The following is a 19,258-nucleotide window of genomic DNA, read 5'->3' as shown; positions in this document are numbered from 1 at the left end:
CGCCTCGAAGCGGCATGGCTCAGGCTCCGCCCGAAGCGGCCGCCCGGATGGCGTCGAGTGCCGACGGGTTGTCGAGCGAGGACAGGTCGCCCGGGGGCAGGCTGCAGTACACGCTGCGGATCACGCGCCGCATGATCTTCGAGCTGCGGGTCTTGGGCAGTTGCGCCACCGGATGCACCGCGCTCGGCCGGAAGGGCCGACCCAGTCGTTTGTCGACGTGACGTTCGACCTGCTGCGACAGCGCAGCCGGATCGGCGCTCGCATCGGGCGCGGGCACCACGAACACCACGAGCTTCTGGCCCTTGTCAGGGTCGTCCACGCCGATGGCCGCAGCCTCGGCCACGCCGTGCAGCTCGAGCACCACCTCTTCGACCTCCGCCGGGCCCAGGCGCTTGCCGGCGACCTTCAGCGTGTCGTCGGAGCGGCCCATCATGAAGAAGTTGCCGTCCTCGCGCCGCAGCGCCAGGTCGCCATGCACCCACAGGCCGGGAATGGTGTGCCAGTAGGTGTCGAGGTAGCGCGCATCGTCGCGCCAGAAAGACTGCGTCATGCCGATGAAGGGCTTGCGCACGACCAGTTCGCCGACCGCGCCGGTGACCGGGTTGCCTTGGCCGTCGGCCACGTCCACGTCGACGCCGGGCGACGTGGTGTTGAAGCCGCTGGGCGGAATGGGCCGCACCACCACGCTGGACAGCAATGCGCCCGACACCTCGGTGCCGCCGGTGTAGTTGATCAGCGGCTGCGTGCCGCGCCCGAAGGTGCGCTGGAACCAGGTGAAGTGCTCGGGGTCGATGCCCTCGCCGGCCGTGATCAGCAAGCGCACCGAAGACACGTCGCCCTGCAGGGCCACCGCCTCGTGGCTGGCCAGCCCGCGGATGAGCGTGGGCGCCGAGCCGTAGTGGGTGATCTTGTGCCGCTCGACCAGCCGCGACATGCGCGACCAGTCCGGAAAATCGGGTGCGCCGTCGTAGCAGACCAGCGTGGCGCCGCGCAGCAGTGCGCAACCCAGCACCAGCGAACCGGCGATCCAGCCCATGTCGGCGGGCCAGCAGAACACGTCGCCCGGATGCACGTCGAAATGCACCACGGCGTCGTGTGCGATCTTGATGGGGAAGCTGCCGTGCGAGTGCACCACGCCCTTGGGCTTGCCCGTGGTGCCCGAGGTGTAGATGACCATGAAGGGCGCATCGGACGCGAGCACCACCGGCGGCAGCGATCGGCCATGCGCGCCATCCATGAGCGTCTGCCAGTCGAGGTCGCGTGGGTCGGCCAGCGCCTCGTCGCCCGTGCGCTTCCAGATCACGTTGCGCACCGTGAGCAGTTGCTGCCAGGCCTCGCGCAGCGCCCCTTCGACGTTCACGCGCTTGCTGCGCCGGCTGAAGCCGGTGGAGGCGATGACCGCGACCGCCTCGGCCGCCGACAGGCGCGCCACGATGGCGTCGACGCCGAAGCCGCTGAAGAGCGGCACCACCACGGCACCCAGCGACACCAGCGACAGCAGCGACACGGTGGCTTCCAGCCCGTTGGCCATCAGCAAGCCCACGCGGTCGCCGCACTGCAGGCCCTGCGCGGCCAAGGCCGCCGTGAACCGACCCACCATCTCGGCGAGCTCCGCGTAGGTGGCCGACTTGACGCTGCCGTCTTCGCCTTCGGCCACCACGGCGAGCTGGTCGCGCGTCTCCGCACGATCGGCCCAGTCCAGCACCATGTTCGCCCAGTTGATCCGCCCGTCCGGGAACCACTTCGGAAACTCGGGGCCGGCGCTCAGGTCGACGTGCGCGCTCGGCGCAGTGCTCCACTCGATCCGGCAGAACTTCATGACCTCGGACCAGTAGCGCGCGGGGTCGTCGTTCGACAGCGCCTGCAGGTCTTCGTAGCGGCTCGCGCCGAACGCCCGCATGAGCTGCGCGATGCCGGAGGCTTCCAACTGCGCCTGCCCGGGCTGCCAGGTGTGTGCGTCGGTCTTTGCGTCGGTGCTCATGTCAGGCTCGCTCGAAGATCGCGGCGATGCCCTGCCCGCCGCCGATGCACATCGTCTCCAGGCCATAGCGCGCCTGGCGCCGCTGCAGCTCGTGCAGCAGCGTGGTCATGATCCGCACGCCGGTGGCGCCCACGGGGTGGCCCAGCGAGATGCCGGAGCCGTTGACGTTCAGGCGGCCCTCCAGTTCGTCCATGGAACTGCCCCACCCCTTGACGCACGCCAGCGCCTGGCAGGCGAAGGCCTCGTTGAGCTCGATGAGGTCCATCTGGTCGAAGCGAAGGCCGGTGCGGTGCAGCAGCTTCTGCACCGCGGGCACCGGGCCGATGCCCATGCGCGAGGGCTCGCAGCCGGCCGCGGCCCAGCCGACGAGCCAGCCGATGGGCGTGAGGCCGAGCTGCGCGAGCTTGTCTTCGGCGACCACCAGGCAGGCCGCGGCGGCATCGTTCTGCTGGCAGGCATTGCCGGCGGTGACGACGCCGTCCTTCATGATGGGGCGCAGCCTGGCGAGGCTTTCCGCGGTGGTGTCGCCGCGCACGCCCTCGTCCTTGTCGACGAGAACGGCCTCGCCCTTGCGCTGCGGCACCTGCACGCCGACGATCTCGCCGGCGAAGCGGCCATCGGCCCACGCCGCGGCGGCATTGCGGTGGCTGCGCGCCGCGAAGGCATCCGAGGCCTCGCGCGAAATGCCGTAGTCGCGCGCCAGGTTCTCGGCCGTCTCGATCATTCCACTGATGCGGCCGAAGCGCGACTCGGGCTGCGAGCGCTCGCGGCCGCGTTCGAGCCGGTCGTGCAGCGTGACCGAACCCGCGCGCTTGCCCCAGCGCATGTCCGTGGTGTAGTACTCCACGTTGCTCATGCTCTCGACACCGCCGGCGACCACCACGTCGGCCGCGCCGGTCTGCACCATCATCGCTGCCGTGGCCAGCGCCTGCACGCCACCGCCGCAGCGGCGGTCCAATTGCATGCCTGCCACCTCGATCGGCAAACCGGCCTGCAGGGCCACCCAGCGGCCCGTGCAGGGTGTCTCGCCGTTCGTGTAGCTCTGGGCGAACACCACGTCCTCGATACGGCCCGGGTCGATGCCGGTGCGCTCCACGATGGCACGCACGACGCTGGCACCGAGTTCCTCGACGGGCACGGGCTTGAGGGCGCCGCCATAGGCCCCGACGGCTGTGCGAAGCGGCGAAACGATTGCAGCTCTTTTCATGTCTCTTCCTTGATGCGATGCGGGTTGCTGATGCGGCGCGCGGGCGTTCAACCGTAGCGGCCGCCGGTCACATGCACGACCTCGCCGCTGATGAAGCCGGCGCGCTCGCTGGCCAGGAAGGCCACCGCATCCGCGATGTCCTGCGGTCGGCCGACGCGCTTGATGGGCTGCGCCGCGACGGCCCGCTCCTTGATGGTCTCGTAGGTGGGCAGTGCCTGCACCATCTCGGTTTCCATGAAGCCCGGCGCCACGCAATTGACGGTGATGCCGTAGCGGCCCTGCTCGATCGCGAGCGCCTTCGCCATGCCGATCAGGCCGGCCTTGGCCGCCGAGTAGTTGGCCTGCGTGGGGTTGCCCAGGTGGGCGCGCGAGCTGATGTTGATGACGCGGCCCCAGCCCTGCTCGATCATCTTCGGCATCACCGCCCGGGTGGCCAGAAACGCGCCCTTGAGCATCACGTTCATGACCAGGTCCCAGTCTTCCTCGCTCATCTTGACCAGGTACTTGTCGCGCGGGAAGCCGGCGTTGTTGACCAGCACGTGCACGCCGCCGAAGGTGGCGACGGCCTCGGCGACCAGGCGCTCGACGTCGGCAGCCTTCGTGATGTCGCCCACCACGCAGTGCGCGGCCAGGCCCTTGGCCTGGAGGTCGGCGACGGTGGCTTGCGCCTGTTCGGCCAGGATGTCGGTGACCACCACTTTCGCGCCCTCCTCGGCCAGCCTGCGGGCGGTGGCGGCCCCGAGGCCGCGCGCCGAGCCGGTGACGATGGCCACCTTGTCCTTGAGTCCCAGATCCATGTGTCGCTCCTGTCTTGTCTCGTGTCTCGTGTCTCGTGTCTCGTGAACCGTTCAATGCAGGTCCACGCGCGAATTCCCGAGCACCATCACGCCGCGCTCCAGCGCCGTGGTGCGCAGCGACACCACCTTGCCGTCGACCCACATCTCGGTGCGCAAGGTGTCGCCCGGCAATGCCGGCGCCGTGAAGCGCACGCGCATGCCGGCGAAGCGCGTGGCGTCGTAGCCGAGCACCGCTGCCAGCACGGCATGCGCGGCGAAGCCCATGGTCGCCATGCCGTGCAGGATGGGCCGTTCGAAGCCGGCCGCGCGCGCGATGGCCGGGTCGGCATGCAAGGGGTTGAGGTCGCCGCTCAGGCGATAGATCAGCGCCGCCTGCGGCAGGCTGCGGATGTCGTGGACGACGTCGGGTGCGCGGTCGGGCAGTGCGTGCGGCACCGGCGGCGCACTATTGCCGCCGCCCGGGCCGAAGCCACCGTTGCCGCGCAGCAGCGACAACTGCGTCACGGTCGCCAGCAGCGCACCGTCGGCAGCGTCGCGCACTTCGCGCTGCTGCTGCATCAGCGCGCCCTTGCCGGGCCCTTTGTCCCACAGCGCCGACACGCGGTTCTGACCCACGACGCAGCCACCGGGCGGGAGGGAGGCATGCAGCACGATCTCTTGTTCCGCATGCACGATCTTGCGCCAGTCGATGCCGGTGTCGGCTTCGCGCGCCCAGAACCCCGGATACGCCAGCACGTTGGCCAGGGTCGGCATGGCGCGCAGCGATCGCCCGTCGACGCCTTCGTACAGATAGTCGAGTTGTTGCGGGTCGAGCGGGTCCGCGCCCAGGCCGACGCCCAGCGCGTAGAGCTGGGTGTCCCGAATGGCGTAGGCATGCTCGATCGGTGCGAAGCGCCGCGAAAGCAATGCGTGTGGATCGAAGGGCGTGTTCATGGTCGATGCCCTGAACGATGAACCACATGGACGCTCGTCGCAACAACGGTTTCATGATTGTTCCGTACATCGGAATTTGGAATCGCCGACCACACGGGCTCGGCACTTTGCGCACCCGGCTCCGACCTTCCGAAGTACGGAACATCAAGCCGCGGCTAATTGACGACGACGCCGGCGCCGCACGAGCATGCGGTGACGTCCATCCTCATCCGAACCCTCACGCCATGATCAGAGACCAAGAGACACTGAACGTCCTGCTGGACAACATCGCGCGCTTCGTGCGCGAGCGCCTCGTCCCCAACGAGGAGCGCGTGGCCGAGGACGACGAGATTCCCGCGGACATCGTCGACGACATGAAGGCGATGGGCCTGTTCGGGCTGACCATTCCGGAGCAGTTCGGCGGCCTGCAGCTGACGATGGAAGAAGAAGTGCTGGCGGTGTTCGAACTCTGCCGCGCGTCGCCGGTGTTCCGCTCGCTGATCGGCACCACCGTGGGCATCGGGTCGCAGGGCATCCTGTTCGACGGCACGCCCGAGCAGCAGGAGAAGTACCTGCCGCGCCTGGCCACCGGCGAGCTGATCGCCTCGTTCGCGCTCACCGAGCCCGAGGCCGGCTCCGACGCGGCCTCGCTGCGCACCACGGCGGTCCGCGATGGCAGCGACTACGTGGTGAACGGCACCAAGCGCTTCATCACCAATGCGCCGCAGGCCGGCATCTTCACGCTGATGGCGCGCACCAACCCGGCCGAGAAAGGTGCGGGCGGTGTGTCGGCCTTCATCGTCGATGCGAAGACGCCCGGCATCAGCTTCGGCAAGAACGACCGCAAGATGGGCCAGAAGGGCGCCCACACCTGCGACGTGATCTTCGACGACGTGCGCGTGCCCGCGGCCAACCTGATCGGCCTGAAGGAGGGCCAGGGCTTCAAGACCGCGATGAAGGTGCTCGAGAAGGGCCGCATCCACATCGCCGCCGTCTGCGTGGCGGTGGCCGAACGCATGCTCGACATGGCGCTCGACTACGCGGTGCAGCGCAAGCAGTTCGGCCAGGCCATCGCCAACTTCCAACTGGTCCAGGCCATGCTGGCCGACAGCAAGGCCGAGATCTATGCGGCGCGTTGCATGGTGCTGGATGCGGCGCGCCGCCGCGACGACAAGCTGCCGGTGAGCACCGAGGCTTCGTGCGCGAAGATGTTCGCCTCGGAAATGTGCGGCCGCGTGGCCGACCGGGCGGTGCAGATCTTCGGCGGCGCCGGCTACATGAGCGAGTACGGCATCGAGCGCTTCTACCGCGACGTGCGGCTGTTCCGCATCTACGAAGGCACCACGCAGATCCAGCAGACGGTGATCGCGCGCAACATGATCCGCGAGCTGAGCTGAACGATCAGGCGGCCGGTATGCGGGCCGTGGCTTCCGGTGGCGCTGCATCGAGGCCTCCGCTGCAGAACGTCACGGAGCCGGTTCCGGCCCGTCCGGAGAACCGGGCTTCGCGAAGCCGCGCACGCCCGCCTCGAGCGCTGGCGAGGTCGCACGGTAGCGATGCTGCGTCCAGCGCTCCATCCAGAGGCCTTCTTTCAACGGCAGTTCGAGCGCGCGCCGCGCCATGGACTTCATGGCGGCCAGCGCGTTCGGGTCGGCGCGCGCGATCTCGCAGGCCAATGCGAGGGTGGTGGCTTCGAGCTGCGCCGCAGGCACGGCCGCCACGGCAAGCCCCAGCTCCACGGCCTCGCGGCCGCTCATCCTGCGGCCGGTGAGCAGGTAGTACATGGCCCGCTGCAGGCCCAGCTTGCGCGGCAGGCGCTGCGAGCTGCCTCCGCTGGGCAGCAGGTTGCGCCGGATGTGCTCGTCGCCGAGCTGGGCATCTTCGTCGGCAACGACCAGGTCGCAGGCCAGCGCCAGCTCGAAGCCGCCCGCCAGCGCGAAGCCGTTGACGCTGCCGATCACGATCTGGCGGCCGGATTCGATGCGTTCGTAGGTCTGCTGCATCAGGTCCTGGTGGCGCATGTGCGCCGCGCGATCGTCGAGCACGCCTTCGGCGAGCCATTTCAGGTCATTGCCGGCGCAGAAAGCCCGGCCGGTGCCGCGCACGATGACCACGCGCACGTCCTGGCCGGATGCGGCGCATTGCAGAAGCGCATCGTCGAGCGCCCGCAGCGTCGGCCCGTCGAGCGCGTTCATGCGTTCGGGGCGGTCGAGCGTGATGCGCCGCACGTGCGGCGCGGGATCGTCGATGACGATGGTCATGGCCTTGCCTGTGTTCACGCGAAACGCGCGATGTCGTCGACGGCAGCGCGGCCGGTGCGGTAGCCGTTGGCCGGATGCGCGGGGTCGGCATAGCCGAAGGAGATGCCGCAGACCATCCTGCGCTCATCCGGAATGTCGAAATGGCGGCGAATGAAACGGGACTGCATGGCCAGCGCAGCTTGCGGCGTGGTGGACACGCCGTGCGCCTGGGCCGCGAGCAGGAAGGCGCAGATGAAGCCGCCCGCGTCCACGGCCCCGTAGGTGCCCAGCTCTTCGGGAATGGTGACGATGGCCACGTGCGGCGCACCGAAGAGGCGGAAGTTCTGGAAGGACTGGTTCTCGCGCGCTTCGTGGTCGCCGCGCCCGATGCCCAGCGCCTCGTAGAGCTGGAAGCCGGCCTTGCGCCGCCGTTCGAGGTGCACGCCGCGGTACTCCGCGGGGAAGGGAATGTCGGAATCGACGCGGGGATGCTGCCTGACGTGTTCCGCAAGCGCGGCCCTGAAAGCCTCCGTGCTGTCGCCCGAAGTGATAACGAGGTTCCACGGCTGCACGTTGCACCACGAGGCGGTGCCGCGCGCGACGTCCACGATGCTGCGGATCACGTCGTGTGCCACGGGTTGCGGAAGGTAGGCGCGGCAGGTGGCGCGGCCGAAGATCAGCCCGCGCAAGGCTTCGACATCGCGCTGGCCGGAAGAATGCTCGAAGGTTTCGGTCATCGGGTTCGCCTCATGACTGGCCGAGCGGCGGCGCCTCCGGGGTCGGCGAAAAGTGATGCTGGCGAATGCGCCAGGCCGCGCCCTCGCGCACCAGCACGAGCGTTGCGCGAAGGCGCGAACGCGTCTGCTGCCCGCCCTGCAGCGTGAACGAGAAGTCGACATAGCCCTGGGCCAGCAGGCAGTCGGGGCCGAGCTGCGCAAGATGCTGCTCGGCCAGCACCATGGCGCCGGATTCGATGACGCCGACGTAGGTGGCGAAATAGTCCTGCACGGCGGAGCGCCCGACGGAATGCCCCGGGCGGCCGCCGAAGAACAGCGCGTCCTGCGTGTAGACCTCCGCGAGCCGGTCTGCATGCCAGCGTTCGGCGGCCGCGTTCCAGTCGCGCTGGACCTGGGCGAGCGCGGCCTGCTGCATGTCGTCGTCCATGTCGATGCGGGTAATCGTCATTCCGCCTTGGCGCCGGTGGACTTCATGAGCTTGCGCCACTTCTCCATTTCGCCCGGGCCGGCCGCCTTGGCCGCGGCGGCGTTCTGAACGTCCACCTCCAGACCCTGGGTGATGCACAACTCCTTGAAGGCCGGCGACTGGGCTTGCTGCACGACGGCGCCCGACAGCTTGTCGACGATCGGCTGCGGCGTGCCGCGCGGCGCGAAGATCCAGATGGGCGAAGCGGCTTCGTAACCGGCGAAGCCCAGCTCGGCCACCGTCGGCACGTCGGGCAGGCTCTGAGAGCGTTGCGCCGTCGTCACGGCCAGCGGGCGCAGCCGCCCGCCCTTGATCAGCGGAAGCACCGACGACATGCCGTTGAAGCTCAGGTCGATCTGCCCGGCAGCGGCGTCGAGCGCGACCTGGCCCGGCGCCTTGTAGGGCACGTGGTTGAGAGACACGCCCGCCATGCTCGCGAACAAGGCGGCTGCCATGTGCGACGTGGTGCCGTTGCCGGAAGAGCCATAGGAGATCACGCCGGGCTTCTTCTTCGCGGCCTCGATCACGTCCTTCAGCGACTTGTAGGGCGAATCCGTCGCCACCGAGATCACCAAGGCGGAATTGGCGATGCGGGCGATGGGCTCGAAGTCCTTCACCGCGTCGTACGGCGTTTTCTGGACCAGCTGGTTCGTGTAATGCTGGGCGTAGGTGCCCAGCAGCGTATAGCCGTCGGGTGCGGCCTTGGCCACGAAGTCGGTGCCGATCACGCCGCCCGCGCCGGCCTTGTTGTCGACGATGACGGGCGAGCCCCAGTCCTTGGCCAGGCCCGCGGCGATCTGGCGTGACGTGAGGTCGGAGCCCGAGCCGACGCCGGTGGCCACGACGATCTTGATGGGCTTGCCGTCCGGAAAGTCCGCCGCGTTGGCCGGAATGCTCGATGCCACGGCAGCCACCAGGGCGGCAACGCCGGCGAGCTTGCACGTGAAAGTCATGGCCGTCGTCATGGCTGTCGTCATGGTTGTCTCCTGTCAGATGAAGGTCTTTTGCGACTGGTAGCGCCGGATGCGCGCATCGGGCAACCAGCCTTGCAATGCGGCGACGGCGTTCTCGGTACTCGGCGATGCGGGCGCCTCGGGCCGGGCGGCCGGCGTGCGCGAGAAGCGCGGCCCCGGGGCCGGCTGCACCACGCCGTCGACCTCGATGAAGGTGCCGCGCGCACGAAGATGGGGATGGTGCGGCGCCTCGTCGAAGTCGAGCACCGGCGCGAAGCAGACGTCGAGTTCGCCCAGCAGCGCGGTCCACTCGTCGCGGCTGCGCTCCTTGAACTTGGCCGCCAGCACGGCCTTGGCTGCCGGCCACGTGGCGCGGTCCATCTGCCCCTGCAACGACGGATGGCTTGCCAGGCCCAGCCGCTCCAGCAGCTGCCGGTAGAACTTGGGCTCGATCGGCGCAGCGGTGACGTACTTGCCGTCTGCGCAGACGTAGGCCTCGTAGAAGTGCGCGCCGGAGTCGAGCATGTTCTTGCCGCGCCCGCCGGCGAGCATGCCGGCCGCGTGCAGGCCATGCATGACCGTCATCAGCGACGCGACGCCGTCGACCATGGCCGCATCCACGACCTGCCCCTTGCCGGAACTGCGCGCCTCGAGAATGCCGGCCAGCAGGCCGAACGCGAGGTAGAGCGAGCCGCCCGCATAGTCGCCCAGGATGTTGAGCGGCGGCGTGGGCGGCTGGCCTTCGCGGCCGATGGCGTCGAGCGCACCGGTGATCGCGATGTAGTTGAGGTCGTGCCCTGCCACCTGCGCGAGCGGCCCCTCCTGCCCCCAGCCGGTCACGCGGCCATAGACCAGCCGCGGGTTGCGCGCCAGGCACGCGTCCGGGCCCAGGCCCAGGCGCTCCATCACGCCGGGCCTGAATCCTTCGATCGACGCATCGGCCTGTCCGATGAGCTCGAGCACCATCTCGACAGCGGCGGGGTCCTTGAGGTCCACGCGGATCGACCTGCGGTTGCGCAGGCCCAGGTCGAACGCCACCGGCCGCGGCGCGCCCAGGCCCGAGGGCTCCTTGCGGTCCACGCGGATGACCGTGGCGCCCAGATCGGCGAGGAACATCGCGGCCAGCGGCCCGGGGCCGATGCCGGCGATCTCGACCACCTTGATGCCCGACAGCGGACCGGAACGCGCGGCCATGCTCAGATGACCCGATCGGCGCGCAGCCTGGCCAGGTCTTCATCGCCGAGCTTCAGAAGGCCCTTGTAGATCTCGTCGTTGCCGGCGCCGAGGTCGGTGGCCGGCTGGTCGAACTGCGACGGCGTCTTCGAAAACCGGATCGGCAGGCCCATGCCCACCGCGTCGAGGGCGCCCAGGCGCGGATGCGACAGCTTCATCAGCGCACCGCTGGCGTGCAACAAGGGATCGTTCAGCACCTCCAGCGGCGAACGAACCGGCGCCGAAGGCACGCCGCGCTTGTCGCGCAGTTCGCGCACCACCTCTTCCGAGGTGTGCTGCCGCGTCCATGCATCGACCAGGGCGTTGATCTCCTGGGCGTGCTTCATGCGCGGGCCGCGGCTGGCAAAGCGGGCATCGTCGGCGAACTCCGGCCGTCCGATCACCTCCATGAGGCTGCGGAACCAGTCGGGGTTGAAGGCGACGATGGCCACATAGCCATCCTGGGTGCCATAGACGCCGAAAGGCACGAGCCGGTCATGGAAATTGCCCGAGCGTAGCGGGTAGCCGGCATCGCTGAAGACGTCGAAATGCTCCTCCGCCACCAGCGAGGCCAGGCAGTCCAGCATGGAGACCTGGACCAGCTGGCCCTCCCCCGACCTGCCGCGGTGGATGAGCGCCGCCAGGATGCCGTTGACGGCGTAGAGCGGCGCCACCATGTCGGCGATGGGCAGGCCCCAGCGCGTGGGAGGATTGCCGGGCTCGCCCGTGACTTCCATGATGCCGGACAGCGCCTGCACGATGATGTCCATGCCCTTCAGCTTGGGAAAGGGACTGGGCTCGCCCAAGGCCTTGATGGAGGCATAGACGATCTTCGGGTTGGCCTGGCGCACGCGCTCGTAGTCCACGCCGAGCTTGGCCGTGGCGCCTTCGCTCATGTTCTCGATGAGCACGTCGCATTCCTTGGCCAGTTGCATGAAGAGCTCGCGCCCGCGCGGCGACTTCAGGTCGAGCGTGACGCTCTTCTTGTTGCGCGCGCGGTTGAGGATGGTGAGCGATACGTCGTCGCCGCGCGGCGCCCCGAAGTGCATGCCCTCGCTGCCGACATACGGGGGATTGGTGCGCGCGATGTCGCCGCCGCCGGGCGCCTCGACGTGGATCACCTCGGCTCCGAGACCGCCGAGCAGCAGCGCCCCGTAGGGCCCCGCCAGCGCAACGGTCAGGTCGAGGACGCGGATGCCTTCCAGGGGCCTTGTCGCTGACATGTTCTTGTCTCCTGATCCTGTGGGCCGACGATGCATGCACCGCACCATCGGCGTGGACGATGCATTTTCAGTAGGACTTCGGCAGCCCGAGCTTGCGTTCTGCGATGTTCGACAGGATGAGCTGCGGCGTCACCGGTGCGATGTAGCCGATCCAGGCCTCGCGCATGAAGCGCTCGACGTGGTATTCCTTCGCATAGCCGAAGCCGCCGTGCGTGAGCATCGAGGTCTGGCAGGCGTTCATGCAGGCCTCGGACGCCAGCAGCTTGGCGGCGTTGGCCTCGGAGCCGCAGGGAAGGCCTTGGTCGTACAGGCCCGCGGCCGCGAAGATCATGTGGTTGGCTGCCTCGAGCTCGGCCCAGTTGCGCGCCAACGGGTGCTGCACGCCCTGGTTCTGGCCGATCGGCCGGCCGAACACCACGCGCTCTTGCGCATACTGGGTGGCGAGCTTGAGCACTGCGCGGCCGATGCCGACCTGCTCGGCAGCGACGAGCACGCGCTCGGCGTTCATGCCATGGAAGATGTACGAAAGGCCCTTGCCTTCCTCGCCGATCAACGAGTCCTTGGACACCGGCAGGTTGTCGATGAACAGTTCGTTCGTGTCGACCGCGGCGCGGCCGAGCTTGTCGATCTCGCGGATCTCGACGTACTTGCGGTCGAGCTTCGTGTAGAACAGGCTGAGGCCTTCGCTGTGCTTCTTCACCTGCTCGACCGGCGTGGTGCGCGCGAGGATCAGCATGTGGTCGGCGACCTGGGCCGTGGAAATGAACACCTTCTTGCCGGAGATCAGGTAGTTGCCGTCGGGCTGCTTCTTCGCCACCACCTTGAGCTTGGTGGTGTCAAGGCCCGTGTCCGGCTCGGTGACGGCGAAGCAGGCCTTGTTCTCGCCGCGCGCGAAGGGGGGCAGCCAGCGCTTCTTCTGCTCGTCGGTGCCGAAGTGCACCACCGGCGCCAGGCCAAAGATGTTCATGTGGATGGTGGAGGCCGCGGCCTGCCCGCCGCATTCGGCGACGGCGCGCATGAAGAGGGCCGCTTCCGTCACGCCGAGGTTGGCGCCGCCCACGTCCTCGGGCATGCAGATGCCGAGCCAGCCGCCGCTGGCCACGGCTTCGAAGAACTCGTGTGGAAACTCGTGCTGCTTGTCCTTCCGGCGCCAGTAGTCGAGCGGGAAATCGGTGCAGATCTTCTGCGCCGCGTCGACGATGGCGTGCTGCTCGTCGCTGAGTTGGTAGTTCATCGTGGTGTCCTCAGGCGCATCAGGCCGCGACGGCGGGTCGCAGCATCATCAGGCCGGTGCGGATGGCCGTGCACACGACCTCGTCGCGCTGGTTCTTCGCCACGTGTTTGAAGGTGACGATCCCCGAGTCGCTTCGGCTCTTGGAGATGCGCGTTTCCAGGATCTCCGTTTGGACGCGAATGGTGTCGCCGTGGAAGGTAGGCTTGGGAAAGGCGATCTCGCCGAAACCCAGGTTGCCGAGCGTGGTGCCCAGCGTCGTCTCGTACACCGTGATGCCGGCCACGAGCGCCAGCAGGAACATGCTGTTGACCAGGCGCTGGCCGTAGAAGGTCTTGGCGCTGTATTCGGCGTCGATGTGCAGCGGGGCGCAGTTGTAGGTCATGGCCGAGAACAGCACGTTGTCGGTCTCGGTGACGGTGCGGCGGATCGCATGCTCGATCACCATGCCGGGCTTGAACTCTTCGAAATAAAGGCCTGCCATTGTCTGTCTCCTGATTGGGGTTGCCGAAGCGGATCAGCTGTTGAACGAGCGCGCGAGCTCGATGATTTCGCGCGCGGTCTTGACGTGGGCGATGTCGATGTGCTCGCCGTCGTAGATGCACGAGGCGCGGCCCTCGGCCTGGGCCTTGTCGAGCGCATCGATCATTCCCTGGTAGAAGCCGACTTCCTCGTCGGTGGGGCTGTAGGTCTTGTTGACGATCTCCACATTGGATGGATGCAGCACCAGTTCGCCGCTCATGCCCAGTTGGCGGTCGTTCGCCGAAGACACCTTCAGGCCTTCGAGGTCGTGCACCTGCTGCCAGACGCCGCCGATGGGCAGCTTGCCGGCGGCGCGTGCGGCCATCACGATGCGCGACTTGAGGTATTGCGTTTCGCGGCCCTCCAGCGACCAGACGGTCTTGAGGGCACGCGCCACGTCGGCGTTCTTGGCCGTCGCGCCCACGATGGCCGGCACGCGTTCGTGCTGGGCGATCTCGTACGCCAGTTGAAGCGAACGTGCCGTCTCCAGCAGCGGGATGACCTTGGTGCGGCCCAGTTCGACGCCGGCGCGGTATTCGGCCTCTGACAGCATCGATGCGACGGGGTGGATGTCTTCCGGGCCGCACGGCTTCGAGATGACGATGCCTTCCACCACCGGACCGACGATGGCAAGGATGTCGTCGAAGTCGTAGAGATGCGGACTGCGGTTGATGCGCACCCAGATGCGCTGCTTCTGCTGTGCGAGCCATTCCAGCTTGCCGCGCACGATCTCGCGGGCCTCGGCCTTCTGCGCCGGCGGCACGCTGTCTTCCAGGTCGAGGATCAGCGCGTCGGCCTTCGCGTGGATGGACTTCTCGATCCAGCTCGCCTTGTTGCCGGGAACGAACAGAAACGAACGGATGGGTTTCATGGAGGGGGTTGTCATGGACTGCTTCCTTGCATTCATCGTCGAATCTAACGACTGCTAGATGCCTTACGAACGTTAGGTAGTTTGAACTTCCACGCCCTTCCGGACATCAGGGATAACCCTTGGATGGCACACCGCGCCGCGCCGACCCGACCGCGATGGTTTGGCGATGGTTTGGCACTGCCGCCCGGTGCCCGAAGGCAGCACGTCGACCGGGTGCTTGAACCAGGGTGACGGGCGAAGGCGCCACAATGCCGAGGCTTCAGCTTCGGAGACTTCATCGAATGCCCAGAGTGCCCCTGACGGCGCCGCGAATCGCGGGCCTGCTGGTTGCCTTGCTCGGCGCCGTGCTCGTGATGCACTGGGAACGCGAGATCGAGTTCATCTCGCGCTTTGTTCCGGGTTCCACATCGGTCGGCCTCGCCAACCCCCTGCTGTTCCTGGCGACGGCCGTGTGCCTGATCGGCAACGACCTGCCGCAGGCATCGCGGCAGCATCCCGCATGGCGCCACACGACGGCGCTGTGCATCGCGGCGCTCATCCTGCTGCCCATGGCGCACCTGTTCGAAGGCGCGACGGGCATCGCGCTGGGCGTCGACCTGCCGCGGCCCGGTGCGCTGCCATCGGCGGTCAATCCGTTTCCGGGCCGGCTGTCGCCCAACGCCTGCGCGGCCTTCATGCTCACCGGGCTCGCCTTCTACCTGCTGCGCAGGCCGCTGGTCGACGCGCGCAGACGGGTCTACACCGTCACGACGGTGGCCATCGTGCTCATCGGGCTGGCCGGCTTCATCGGGCACGTGCTGGGCCTCGAAACGCTGTACAAGTTCGCGAACTTCAACCGCATCCTGCCGACCACGGCGCTGGGCCTCTGCGCGATCGGTGCAGGCCTCTGGGCGCTGCTCGAGCGCTCGCAGCGATTCGAGCTGGCGCAGGCCGAGCAGCGCATCAAGAGCCGTTCGCTGGCCGTCATCGCACTGGTGACGCTGGGCTCTGGCATCGCCGGCTTCGCGATCATGCGCGACACCTTCGAGCAGACCGTTTCACGCAACCTGCGGCTCACGGCCACCACCAACGCGGCGTCGCTCGCCCACGCGATCGAGCTGGGCTCGCTGCTGCCGCGCACCGTGGCCACGCGGCCCTCGGTGCGGCAGGCGCTCGAGCGACTGGAGCGTGACCGCGGCGACACCGCATCGATGGAGATGCTGCAGGCGGCCGCCGGCAGCCTGGGCGGCACGCTCACGCGCGCCGAGTTCATCGACACCCGCGGCGCGCTGGTGGCCAGCGTCGGCGACGCACCACGCAGGCCGGGCCTGCTGCTGGCGCTGGCCAACGCCGAGCAGCCGGCCTGGCTGGCCTGGCGCGACGGCTACCTGTTGATCTCGCACGTGCCCATCGTGGACCAGGGCCGGGTCGTCGGGCGGCTGGTCGCCGAGCAGCACCTGCCGCTGTTCGACCGGCTGCTGCAGGAACTGCGCTCGGTCGATGCGACCTCCGAGGCATCGATCTGCGGACGTGTCGGCATGGACGCCGTGTGCGCACCGACGCACGATCGGCCGACCAACGTGTCCTTTCCGATGAACGAGGCCGAAGGCACCATGGCGCACGCGATCGCCGACGCCTTGCAGGGCCAGAGCGGCGTGCTCGTCGCCAAGGACGCACGCGGCACCGACGTGCTCGCGGCCTACTCGCCGATCCGGGACACCGGCCTGGGCCTGGCCGTGAACACCGACGTCGCCACGCTCTACGCGCCACTGCGCGAACGCCTGGCCCTGCTCGCGGCGGCGCTCGTCGCCATGATCTCCCTGGCCATCTATGCCCAGCGCAGCCAGGTGCAGCCGGTGCTGAGCCGGCTGGTCGAAAGCGAACGCCGCATCGCCGCCGTGTTCGACAACACCACCGACTACGTGGTGCAGACCGACCCACGCGGCCGCGTGCGCTACATGAACGCGGCCGTGCGGCGTGCGCTGGAGATCGGCCCCGATGCTTCGGTGCGCGGCTTCGACGTCGGCCAGTTCAACACGCCCGAGACGAATCAGCTCTTCGTCGACACCATCCTGCCCGCCGCCAAGGCGAAGGGTGTGTGGGTCGGCGAGACCACGGTCTACGTGGCGAACCAGCGCATCGTGAACGTCGACCAGATGGTCATCGCGCATCGCGGAGCCGACGGGCGCGTGAACCTGTACTCGTCGATCATGCGCGACATCACCGACGAGCTGGCCGTGGAGCGCGAGCAGCAGCGGCAGGCCGCCACGCTGCGCTCGGTGGCCGAGGCCATTCCGGCCATCGTGGCCGTGGTCGGCCGCGACGGGCGCTACCGCTTCGTCAACAGCGCGTTCGAGCGCTGGTCGGGCATGGCCCGCGCGGCGATCGTCGGGCACACGATGCAGGAAGTGATCGGACCCGACGAGCATGCGCGCAGCCAGGCCTGGATCGATCGAGCCCTGGCCGGCGAGACCGTGAGCTTCGAGAAGGACTACCCCGACCGCACCGACGTGCGCCACCTCGCGTTCAACTTCATCCCCCTGTGGCTCGATGGCGGCGAAGGCCGTGGCGAGGTCGACGGCTTCGTGGCGGTGGGCATGGACGTCACCAGCCACAAGCAGGAAAACGTGCGCCTGCTGCAACTGTCGCAGCGCGACCCACTGACCGGCCTGCTCAACCGTTCGGGCTTCGAGGCCTGGTTGAACCAGCACGGCAGCACGCACGCGCTGGCCATCCTCTACATCGACCTGGACCGCTTCAAGCAGGTCAACGACACGCACGGCCACGCGGTGGGCGACCAGCTGCTGCAGCAGGTCGCGCAGCGGTTTCATGCGCTCGTGCGGCCGACCGACGCGGTGGCCCGCCTGGGCGGTGACGAATTCGCGATCGCGCTGGCCGGCATCCGCGACGGCACGCATGCCGATGCCATCGCCGAGAAGGTGGTGGCATCGGCGGAGCCACCGTTCGAGGTGGGCGGGCTGCAGCTGGAGATAGGGGCGAGCGTCGGCGTGGCGTTGGGAAGCGATTCCGACGGCGGCTGGCGCGCACTGGTCGCGCGAGCCGACGCCTTGCTGTACAAGGCGAAGGCCGCGGGTCGCGGCAGGCACGCGAGCGTGGCGCAGCAGGCGCAGTAGGCCCGCTCGCACGCGGCGTTCGGGTCGCCATTCAAGACCGAAGTTCGGGCGATGGAGTCATCGGGACGCCTTGTGCGCTGGCTGCATGGGCCTGTGAGGCCAGCGCTCTTTTGAAGGCAGGGCGTTGTTGCAAGCGCTGCCAATACGCCGCCACTGATCGGGTGAAGCCTTGATCGAGCTGCAGATGCTGCGCCAGCAACAACGCATAGCCGACTGAGATATCCGCTGCGGTAAAGCGATTCGCGCACAGGAATTCCTGCTCCGCCAACATGGGCTCCACTGACCGCAAACGCGCGTTGAACCAGCGTGCGTAGTCGTCGGCAACTTGCGGCTGCCGGCGCTCGAGCTTCTCGAAGTGTGCGTACCGCAGAACCAGGGTCTGCGGAAACGTCAGCGTCGCCTCACCGAAATGCAGGTAGTTCAAGTAAGCGCCGAAATCGGGCTCATCGACAGCGACATCGAGGTTGCGGGGCGAAAAGCGTGCCGCGAGATACTGGCAGATCGCCGCCGATTCCGTCATGCGCACTGCCCCGTGGTGAAAGGCGGGGACGGTGCCTAAGGGATTGATGTCCAGATAGTCCCGAGCCAGCACGCGAGGCGGAAAAGGCAGCATCACGAGTTCGTAAGGAGCGCCAATCTCTTCAAGCGCCCAGAGCGGGCGAAAGGAACGCGCGCTGACGCAGTGATGCAACGTGATCACGTCGGCGGCTTCGGTCATTGAGGCTCGATGCCCGCTTTCTTGACCAGCGCAGCATACTTCGCAAGCTCGGTCTTAAACGCCGCCTGCGCCTGCTCCGGCGTGCTGATCGCGATCGTGTTGCCCTGCTTCGACATGGCCTCCTTCACGGCCGGATCGGCGAATGCCGACACCACGGCGTCATGTGCCTTCTTCACGTTGGCCGGGCTCATTCCTTTCGGGCCGATCACGGCGAACCAGGCATCGACGACGAGGCTCGGGAGGCCTTGCTCGGCAAAGGTGCGAATCTCTGGCGCGATCGGGGTGCGCTGCGGGGCCAAGGTTCCGATCGCGCGAAGGGCGCCGCTGGCGATGTGAGGCTGGACGCTCGAAAGTGCCGCGGTCCCGAACTCGACCTGTCCTCCGATCAGGTCGGTCACCATCGGACCGACGCCCTTGTAGGGAATGTGCTTGGCCGTGACGCCTGCCTGTTCCAGGAAGAGTTCCGTCGCCAGGTGCAGGATCGTGCCGTTGCCGCCGGATGCGAAGTTCAGTGCCCCCGGCTTGCTCTTGAGCAAGGCGATGAACTCCTTGCTGTTGGTCGCCGCCACCTTGGCCGGGTTCACGACCAGAACCATCGGCGTCGCGCCGACCAGCGCGATCGGCGTGAAGTCCCCGGGCATGTCGAAAGGCACGGACTTGAGAACGCTCGGCAAGATCACGACGTTGTTCGACACGATCGACAGCGTGCTGCCGTCCGGCGCCGCGCGCGCCAGCGTCTGCAGGCCGACGACGCCACCCGCCCCAGGCTGGTTCTCGACGACCACCGCAGCGGCGAGCGACTTGGCGAGCGCTGGCTGCGCGGCGCGTGCGATGGCGTCGACGCCGGAGCCGGTGGCGTTGGGCAGCACGAGCCGCACGGTGCCGCTTTGAGCCATTGCCAGCATGGGGCATAGTGCGACGGCGATGGCCGCCGCCGAAGCGGCCAGCATCGAACGACGGGAATGATTGGATGGCGCGATCATGGTTGTCTCCTTCGATCTCGAAATTCGTCTGCGACTGAAGACCGTCGACTGACGACGTGCAGCCGACGGATGGCAGATGGCAGACGGCAGTT

Annotated in this window: 17 protein-coding genes; 2 read left to right on the top strand and 15 right to left on the bottom strand. The window is 68.0% G+C overall.

The genetic code is table 11. The features are described from left to right. Positions 1–19: 19 nt before the first annotated feature. Genes B0W80_RS19485 through B0W80_RS19470 form a run of 4 tightly spaced genes read right to left on the bottom strand, consistent with a single transcriptional unit; the run spans position 20 to position 4,918 of the window. Positions 20–1,981 (bottom strand): AMP-binding protein, encoded by a 1,962-nt coding sequence (locus B0W80_RS19485; protein ID WP_077000806.1) that lies wholly within the window; start codon positions 1,979–1,981, stop codon positions 20–22. Position 1,982: 1 nt separating this feature from the next. Beyond that, positions 1,983–3,188, bottom strand: a complete 1,206-nt coding sequence (locus B0W80_RS19480) for an acetyl-CoA C-acetyltransferase (RefSeq protein ID WP_077000805.1) — start codon at positions 3,186–3,188, stop codon at positions 1,983–1,985. A 47-nt stretch (positions 3,189–3,235) separates the two neighbouring features. Then, positions 3,236–3,985 carry a 3-oxoacyl-ACP reductase FabG gene (gene fabG, locus B0W80_RS19475; protein ID WP_077000804.1) on the bottom strand — a complete coding sequence of 250 codons (750 nt, stop codon included), beginning with the start codon at positions 3,983–3,985 and terminating at the stop codon, positions 3,236–3,238. 51 nt (positions 3,986–4,036) lie between these two features. Then, entirely contained in the window at positions 4,037–4,918 is an 882-nt protein-coding gene (locus B0W80_RS19470; protein WP_077000803.1) for a MaoC/PaaZ C-terminal domain-containing protein, read from the bottom strand. Positions 4,919–5,142: 224 nt separating this feature from the next. On the opposite strand from B0W80_RS19470, the gene B0W80_RS19465 reads away from it, so the two are divergent. After that, positions 5,143–6,294: an acyl-CoA dehydrogenase family protein gene (locus B0W80_RS19465; RefSeq protein ID WP_077000802.1), complete on the top strand. Its 1,152-nt coding sequence runs from the start codon at positions 5,143–5,145 to the stop codon at positions 6,292–6,294. A gap of 69 nt (positions 6,295–6,363) precedes the next feature. Here B0W80_RS19465 and B0W80_RS19460 read toward each other — a convergent pair whose 3' ends face one another. From B0W80_RS19460 to B0W80_RS19420, 9 genes are all read right to left on the bottom strand, one after another. Further along, positions 6,364–7,158 (bottom strand): enoyl-CoA hydratase/isomerase family protein, encoded by a 795-nt coding sequence (locus tag B0W80_RS19460; RefSeq protein ID WP_077000801.1) that lies wholly within the window; start codon positions 7,156–7,158, stop codon positions 6,364–6,366. A 14-nt stretch (positions 7,159–7,172) separates the two neighbouring features. Further along, positions 7,173–7,874, bottom strand: a complete 702-nt coding sequence (locus tag B0W80_RS19455; protein ID WP_077000800.1) for a nitroreductase — start codon at positions 7,872–7,874, stop codon at positions 7,173–7,175. Between the two features lie 10 nt (positions 7,875–7,884). Further along, positions 7,885–8,322, bottom strand: coding sequence for an SgcJ/EcaC family oxidoreductase (locus B0W80_RS19450; RefSeq protein WP_256856628.1), 438 nt, complete (start codon positions 8,320–8,322; stop codon positions 7,885–7,887). Then, entirely contained in the window at positions 8,319–9,317 is a 999-nt protein-coding gene (locus tag B0W80_RS19445; protein ID WP_256856627.1) for a tripartite tricarboxylate transporter substrate binding protein, read from the bottom strand. The genes B0W80_RS19450 and B0W80_RS19445 overlap by 4 nt, the downstream gene beginning before the upstream one ends. A gap of 12 nt (positions 9,318–9,329) precedes the next feature. Beyond that, positions 9,330–10,487 carry a CaiB/BaiF CoA-transferase family protein gene (locus tag B0W80_RS19440; protein WP_077000799.1) on the bottom strand — a complete coding sequence of 386 codons (1,158 nt, stop codon included), beginning with the start codon at positions 10,485–10,487 and terminating at the stop codon, positions 9,330–9,332. A 2-nt stretch (positions 10,488–10,489) separates the two neighbouring features. Then, positions 10,490–11,728, bottom strand: a complete 1,239-nt coding sequence (locus tag B0W80_RS19435; RefSeq protein WP_077000798.1) for a CaiB/BaiF CoA-transferase family protein — start codon at positions 11,726–11,728, stop codon at positions 10,490–10,492. Between the two features lie 67 nt (positions 11,729–11,795). Next, positions 11,796–12,962: an acyl-CoA dehydrogenase family protein gene (locus B0W80_RS19430; protein WP_077000797.1), complete on the bottom strand. Its 1,167-nt coding sequence runs from the start codon at positions 12,960–12,962 to the stop codon at positions 11,796–11,798. A 19-nt stretch (positions 12,963–12,981) separates the two neighbouring features. Beyond that, entirely contained in the window at positions 12,982–13,443 is a 462-nt protein-coding gene (locus tag B0W80_RS19425; protein WP_077000796.1) for a MaoC family dehydratase, read from the bottom strand. A gap of 33 nt (positions 13,444–13,476) precedes the next feature. Further along, a complete protein-coding gene (locus B0W80_RS19420; protein WP_077000795.1) occupies positions 13,477–14,367 on the bottom strand; it encodes a CoA ester lyase in 891 nt (296 codons plus the stop codon). Between the two features lie 266 nt (positions 14,368–14,633). On the opposite strand from B0W80_RS19420, the gene B0W80_RS19415 reads away from it, so the two are divergent. Continuing rightward, positions 14,634–17,465, top strand: a complete 2,832-nt coding sequence (locus B0W80_RS19415; RefSeq protein WP_179106975.1) for a diguanylate cyclase domain-containing protein — start codon at positions 14,634–14,636, stop codon at positions 17,463–17,465. A gap of 31 nt (positions 17,466–17,496) precedes the next feature. Here the strand turns inward: B0W80_RS19415 and B0W80_RS19410 are convergent, their stop codons facing one another. Beyond that, positions 17,497–18,165: a glutathione S-transferase family protein gene (locus B0W80_RS19410; RefSeq protein ID WP_077000819.1), complete on the bottom strand. Its 669-nt coding sequence runs from the start codon at positions 18,163–18,165 to the stop codon at positions 17,497–17,499. 14 nt (positions 18,166–18,179) lie between these two features. Continuing rightward, positions 18,180–19,166, bottom strand: a complete 987-nt coding sequence (locus B0W80_RS19405) for a tripartite tricarboxylate transporter substrate binding protein (protein ID WP_077000793.1) — start codon at positions 19,164–19,166, stop codon at positions 18,180–18,182. Positions 19,167–19,258 lie beyond the last annotated feature (92 nt).

The sequence above is a fragment of the Variovorax sp. KK3 genome (genome assembly GCF_001984055.1).
Classification (GTDB): Bacteria; Pseudomonadota; Gammaproteobacteria; order Burkholderiales; family Burkholderiaceae_C; genus Variovorax.
Note: the sequence above shows the minus strand (reverse complement) of the source record. Positions and strands in the feature narration are given on the sequence as shown.

Coding starts and splice junctions, on each gene's coding strand:
- B0W80_RS19450 (WP_256856628.1), bottom strand. CDS start 8,322: ATGACGATTACCCGCATCGACATGGACGACGACATGCAGCAGGCCGCG.
- B0W80_RS19485 (WP_077000806.1), bottom strand. CDS start 1,981: ATGAGCACCGACGCAAAGACCGACGCACACACCTGGCAGCCCGGGCAG.
- fabG (WP_077000804.1), bottom strand. CDS start 3,985: ATGGATCTGGGACTCAAGGACAAGGTGGCCATCGTCACCGGCTCGGCG.
- B0W80_RS19405 (WP_077000793.1), bottom strand. CDS start 19,166: ATGATCGCGCCATCCAATCATTCCCGTCGTTCGATGCTGGCCGCTTCG.
- B0W80_RS19440 (WP_077000799.1), bottom strand. CDS start 10,487: ATGGCCGCGCGTTCCGGTCCGCTGTCGGGCATCAAGGTGGTCGAGATC.
- B0W80_RS19430 (WP_077000797.1), bottom strand. CDS start 12,962: ATGAACTACCAACTCAGCGACGAGCAGCACGCCATCGTCGACGCGGCG.
- B0W80_RS19425 (WP_077000796.1), bottom strand. CDS start 13,443: ATGGCAGGCCTTTATTTCGAAGAGTTCAAGCCCGGCATGGTGATCGAG.
- B0W80_RS19415 (WP_179106975.1), top strand. CDS start 14,634: ATGCCCAGAGTGCCCCTGACGGCGCCGCGAATCGCGGGCCTGCTGGTT.
- B0W80_RS19455 (WP_077000800.1), bottom strand. CDS start 7,874: ATGACCGAAACCTTCGAGCATTCTTCCGGCCAGCGCGATGTCGAAGCC.
- B0W80_RS19470 (WP_077000803.1), bottom strand. CDS start 4,918: ATGAACACGCCCTTCGATCCACACGCATTGCTTTCGCGGCGCTTCGCA.
- B0W80_RS19460 (WP_077000801.1), bottom strand. CDS start 7,158: ATGACCATCGTCATCGACGATCCCGCGCCGCACGTGCGGCGCATCACG.
- B0W80_RS19420 (WP_077000795.1), bottom strand. CDS start 14,367: ATGACAACCCCCTCCATGAAACCCATCCGTTCGTTTCTGTTCGTTCCC.
- B0W80_RS19445 (WP_256856627.1), bottom strand. CDS start 9,317: ATGACGACAGCCATGACGACGGCCATGACTTTCACGTGCAAGCTCGCC.
- B0W80_RS19435 (WP_077000798.1), bottom strand. CDS start 11,728: ATGTCAGCGACAAGGCCCCTGGAAGGCATCCGCGTCCTCGACCTGACC.
- B0W80_RS19465 (WP_077000802.1), top strand. CDS start 5,143: ATGATCAGAGACCAAGAGACACTGAACGTCCTGCTGGACAACATCGCG.
- B0W80_RS19480 (WP_077000805.1), bottom strand. CDS start 3,188: ATGAAAAGAGCTGCAATCGTTTCGCCGCTTCGCACAGCCGTCGGGGCC.